Genomic DNA, 5,444 nt, shown 5'->3' with positions numbered 1-5,444 from the left:
TAATAAATTTGAGTGATGAAACTTATGATAATCGATAATTAATCTCAGTATTTGAGATATAACACCACAATGGTTTATATCACTATCCATGTAAATAATAATATTATTAGTTTGTAGAATCGTAAAGAAATATCCACTGCATATGGATGCCTCAAAATAATAAAGGATATGGGGTATCCACCAACTGATGTGGTAAAAAGAAGGATGAATTTGTATCTCAAAAGATACACGTTCATCCTTTTATGTGGTCCATCTTCGTATAGATTATTAACTATACTACTTAACTGAAAAACCTGTTTTATTGATCATGTACATAATCCTTTTCTTTCTGCGTTCGTGATTTCGAATACCCTTTGTATTGAAAAGAAGAGTAGAAATTTTAGCGTTCATGCTTTCAGCTACGCTGTTATTTATGCGTCTACCTTTATACAATGTAAATGAATTGATGATTTCTTCTCGCCAGTTAGTTAATAAACTTGTGAACTCACAATATTCAGGGATATTCGCTAGTATAAATGATTCAATACATGTGTCCAAATAAGCAGGAGCTTCTTTAATTGTGGAAGTTTGATTGAATCTCATGTAGTTATCTTTTAACTGATAGGCAATTCTTATGTCGGAATCTATTTGAAAGATTAATTCCTGTAGCTGCCTGTAATTTAGAACTTGCTTAAATCGTTTATTGTATTTTCCTTGATTGTTTAATTCAATATTATTGTCAAAAAGTAGATTTTCCCAGTTTTTCAATAGATAATATTCATTAGAATCAATTGAGTATTTTTTCATTACTCTGATTCTAACTTTTGATAAGTCCTCATTTAAGTGTTTGATAACGTGAAATGAATCGACACAGATGAGTGCTTTCTTAAAGTAGAGTTTAACGATATCCTTATAGGGACGATACATATCGATACAAACATATTTAACATTCAGTAACTCATCTCTAGGAATATCTTGGAAATAATGGTGCAAATAGCTTTTGTGACGGCTGGGAAGTACATCAATGATAGAGTGTTGATAGAAGTCATAAAAGATACAAGAATACTTTGAATTGAAATCACTATTTTTGGTATATACTTCATCAATACAAACAACGTCTGGAAAGGTAGAACGAGTTATATGACAATGAGAATCAAAGATACGTACAACACTAGACTCAGAAATATGAAGTAGTGTAGCGACAGAATTAAATATCATTTTTTGATCTTTTAGCAATTCCATTACTTCTAAAATGGTTTTGTAAGAAATAGTTTTGTTTTTAGGAGCCATATGTTTCATATCGCTAAACGATGAGTTACATGTACAACAATATTTTCTTGGAACTTCCAAAATTACCTTAGCTCCCGTGAAAACATTGTTTGGGAGGATTACTTCCCTTTTGTAATAACCTAGTGAGCGAAAAGAAGTAGAAGAACAGATGGGACATTCTTGCAAAGATGAATTTAAACGAACGAAATAAAAAGGTGTAGAATCTTTATTTGTAATTCTAATTGTTTGAATATCGTCAGATGCAAGATTGAGTAAAACTTGGAGAAGATGGTTTATGTTATCCATAACGAAAAATACCTCCTTTATATCGGACCACATAAGTCCATTATAAATAAGAGGTTTTCCATATAGCATTATTGCATTATTGTTTATGGACTTTTCCATCCACAACAGATGCAGTAGCGATACCACATCCACAACAGGTGGTGCTTACTCAGGATATGAGTGTTGAACATTTTGTAATAGATGTTAGACTCATATTTTTTTATTTTCATCTAGAAATCCTTTTTAATGGTGTTTTATTGATATAATTAAATATCTAAACTTGAAATCAATTTATAAAAGTAAATCTTGCATCGCTATTCTTCTATATTTTGTTGTAATACACTTAAAAATATTCACTTATCTTCATCCCAAAAATGATGAATATTTTAAATGTTATAAAACAAATTATAAGAAAGATGTATATATCAAATCCAACTTGCTCTATGATATAATAAAACTATACTTCTATAATTGAAAGGGAAGACAAATGAATAACTTAAATCGATTTCAAATATTTGGCTTATATGGAACACGCAATATAGATATCAAGTTCAAAAACAATACAATAATCTTGGTAGGAGAAAATGGACTAGGCAAGACAACAATACTAAAATTTATTTGTGCTATTTTATCAGGTACTTATCACCAAGTTCCTTCACACATGTTTGAAAAAATCATTGTTACAATTGGGAAAAAAGATTTTACAGTAACTTATGAAGATATCCATGGAGGTGACTTAGATTTAATTCCAAATTCAGCTAGAAATTTACCTTTACCAATTAGACAAGAAATAGCAAAATTAAGAAATAGAGAAAATAAAATTACGCGAAATGATTTAGTCAGTATAGCGAAAAAACACGGATATCCTGTTAGTTTATTACTTGACAGGCTTATTTCAACAAATCAAATAAATTTGTTTGATGAAAATGAACAGCACCTTTCTAAAATACCAACTGCTATTAACGCGAAAATTATATACCTACCCACTTATAGGAGAATTGAAGAAGACTTATCAAATGTAATAAAAGGTCGGTACTCATTTTCAAGAGAAAATAATGAAAGACACTATTCTTACAGTGAACTTTCAGATATAAACGCAAATGGTTACATCGAGCTTGTTGAGTTTGGAATGCAAGATGTAAAAGAAAAGATAGAGGAGCGTTGTTTAGAATTGAGTAGATTTTCTGAGAATAGTTTCAAAAACTTAGCTTATAAAAATTTAGGGGATGTCATAAATAAAAACTATCACTCAGCTATTAGTAATACTGCAATTACTGCTGAAGAAATAGAAAAATTTAAACTTTGCCTATCTAGAAGCAATGACGAAATGTTATCAGAAAATCAAGTTAAAATGTTGATTGAAACAGTAACAAGTGACAGAATTGATATAAAAGATACTCAAATACAAATTTTACTATATTATTTCCGAAATCTTTTGGCATTACAAAGAGACTTAGAGGATAAGGAACAAAGCATAGTCGAATTTTGTGAAATATGTAATAAATACCTAAGTTCTTCAAATAAAATAGTAAAATACGATATTTCAACATTTAAAATTCAAATTTTGAAGCAAAGAAATAATGCGATCGATATTATTGATATGAGTGATCTTTCTTCAGGTGAGAAACAAATTGTCTCATTATTTTGCCACTTATATTTAGCCGAGAATAAGAGCTACTTCGTCATAATTGATGAACCTGAATTATCGTTATCCGTTCCTTGGCAAAAAATATTTGTTGAAGATATAAAAAATAGTGCATTATGCAATGGAATAATAGCTGCTACTCATTCTCCTTTTATATATGATAATGATTTGCTGCCTTTTACACATGGTTTAGATGAATTTATTTGTGATGGTGAATAACATGTCTATGGTAGAAATTCATAAGTCAGCTTTAGAAGAACTAATCGTCCCATATCATCATTTTTTATTGCAACATAAAAGAAGTTTAAAACAACTTTTTGGTTTTGTTGAGGGGAAAGATGATCCTTCCTATTATCAAACGCTAATTGAACCAATGATTCCTGATAGTTCTTGGAATGTTTGTTTAATTGAAAGTGGGGATAAGAATGGAAATCGTGATAAAGTAATTAAATTGCTTAACTTAATTGATTGGAATCATTATTCAAGAAAACAAACTATTTTTTTCATCGATCGAGACTTGAGTGATTTTTTTCCTGAGCCAAATATCAATCATGATAATTTATATATTACCGATTGTTATTCAATTGAAAATAATATTGTTACTTTACATTCACTAAAAAGAATAATTCGTGAATTTTATAATATCAACTTGCAAGATAGCGAATTCTCAATCATCAAAAATTTGTTTAATGACGGACTCGAGATAATGTCAAATGTAATAAAAGAAATATGCTGTAATTATATTGCTCTAAGAAGGCTTGGTGCAAAGCCTTGTTTTAATGACATTAAATTAAATGATTTATGTCAAGTGAAAAATTGCAAAGTATCTATCGTTTCAAATGAGGAAGTTAAAAAGCATTTAACTGACAAGTGGCAATTTGAACCTATTGACTTGCGTCAAATTTATGACGAGTTTGATACCTATAATGTTAACTATCGCTGTCTTAGAGGTAAATATTTAATGTGGTACTTCGTAAATTTTATAAATAGTTTCTGCCGCTGCGCTGACGAACTAATTCCTAGCATAAATTCCCCAATCAAGGTTACTAGGGTACTCACAGAGAAAGAAGCCATTATTGATTTGAGTGCACGTTCAAGAATTCCAGAATCACTTAAGCTTTTTATTACAAACACTTATCTTAACTATATTTCAGAAGAATCAATGAAATAATAGTTTATGAAAAGAATTTAGACTAATAATATTGAAACTGTTAAAAAATTACTTCAATATTAGTAACTTGAGAACAATTGATAATAAATATCCACTGCATATGGATGAAAGAGGATATGAGTTATAAACATTTTGTATAAGATGTTTGACTCATATTTTTTTATTTTCATCTAGAAACCCTTTCTAATAGAATTTCTTGGTTTATAGGAAAGTTTATATAACCCCAATTTTAAATCCCTCGAATTCGAGGGGGTTAAAACCCGAACTGAATTACTTTAACACTTCATTAAGATACTTGTCATTTTTGATTGAACTGTTAAGTGAATAATTCTCATTAATATATTCAATCATAGAATCTAAATACTTTAGAATCACATCATAGGTAAAGATATCCGTAAATGCATCTGTATGATTTTGCGTTAAGAATCGATGTTGATTATTCCAATATTCTTCATTCATATAAAAAAGTAAATTATCACAAAAAACATAAAATGAATTTTTCGCAGTCGTTTCATCCATTAAAAAATTGAAATTGCTACAATACTCTTTATTGTTTATACCTTCCCCATAAGTATAGATGCACTTATCAGTAGTTAATGTTAAATTTTTGAAATCAAATACAAGCGAGTAAAACTCTCTATTGGTACCTTGAACTGTTGTAATTTTTGAATAAGTATTAAAATTAATAAATTCTCTTGAAGTTAAATCTAGTGGGATCATGAAGACATTTTCCTCTACCTCTTCTATACTACCATTTAATTCACGCATGTAATCAATAGGGTCTGTTGATATTTCATATAAGAATTGCGGCATATATCTTTCCTCATCACTACCCTCTTGTTCAGTAACCTCTGTAACAACTGGTTGATTCATTGCAACTTCTTCTTTTTTAACATTCGTACTGCAACCTGATAAAACAGTTATAAGAAGTATTAATACAAATAATAGTTTCATAAATACCCCCATTCATCATCCAATCAATACTAAGATTTATTTTTTAAGCCAATTGATTATTTTGTATTAGATATATCTTATTTATATTATTAATAAATATCAATCAAACTAAAAAGTAAAAATCATCTATTATGTAAATGG

General features: G+C 29.0%; 4 protein-coding genes. 2 read left to right on the top strand and 2 right to left on the bottom strand.

Going from position 1 to position 5,444, the window contains the following annotated elements; all coding sequences use genetic code 11:
* Window positions 1-276 precede the first annotated feature (276 nt).
* Window positions 277-1,554 carry an ISL3 family transposase gene (locus RR430_RS08745; protein ID WP_332508939.1) on the bottom strand — a complete coding sequence of 426 codons (1,278 nt, stop codon included), beginning with the start codon at window positions 1,552-1,554 and terminating at the stop codon, window positions 277-279.
* 466 nt (window positions 1,555-2,020) lie between these two features.
* Between RR430_RS08745 and RR430_RS08740 the strand changes: the two genes are divergently transcribed.
* On the top strand, window positions 2,021-3,397 hold the full coding sequence (locus RR430_RS08740) for an AAA family ATPase (RefSeq protein WP_332508938.1): 1,377 nt from the start codon (window positions 2,021-2,023) through the stop codon (window positions 3,395-3,397).
* Window position 3,398: 1 nt separating this feature from the next.
* Complete coding sequence (locus RR430_RS08735; RefSeq protein ID WP_332508937.1) at window positions 3,399-4,349, top strand: DUF4435 domain-containing protein; 951 nt, start codon at window positions 3,399-3,401, stop codon at window positions 4,347-4,349.
* 270 nt (window positions 4,350-4,619) lie between these two features.
* On the opposite strand, the gene RR430_RS08730 is transcribed toward RR430_RS08735, so the two are convergent.
* Window positions 4,620-5,303 carry a hypothetical protein gene (locus RR430_RS08730; RefSeq protein ID WP_332508936.1) on the bottom strand — a complete coding sequence of 228 codons (684 nt, stop codon included), beginning with the start codon at window positions 5,301-5,303 and terminating at the stop codon, window positions 4,620-4,622.
* Window positions 5,304-5,444 lie beyond the last annotated feature (141 nt).

Source organism: Anaerorhabdus sp. (assembly GCF_036641015.1).
Classification (GTDB): Bacteria; Bacillota_I; Bacilli_A; order Erysipelotrichales; family Erysipelotrichaceae; genus Anaerorhabdus.
Note: the sequence above shows the minus strand (reverse complement) of the source record. Positions and strands in the feature narration are given on the sequence as shown.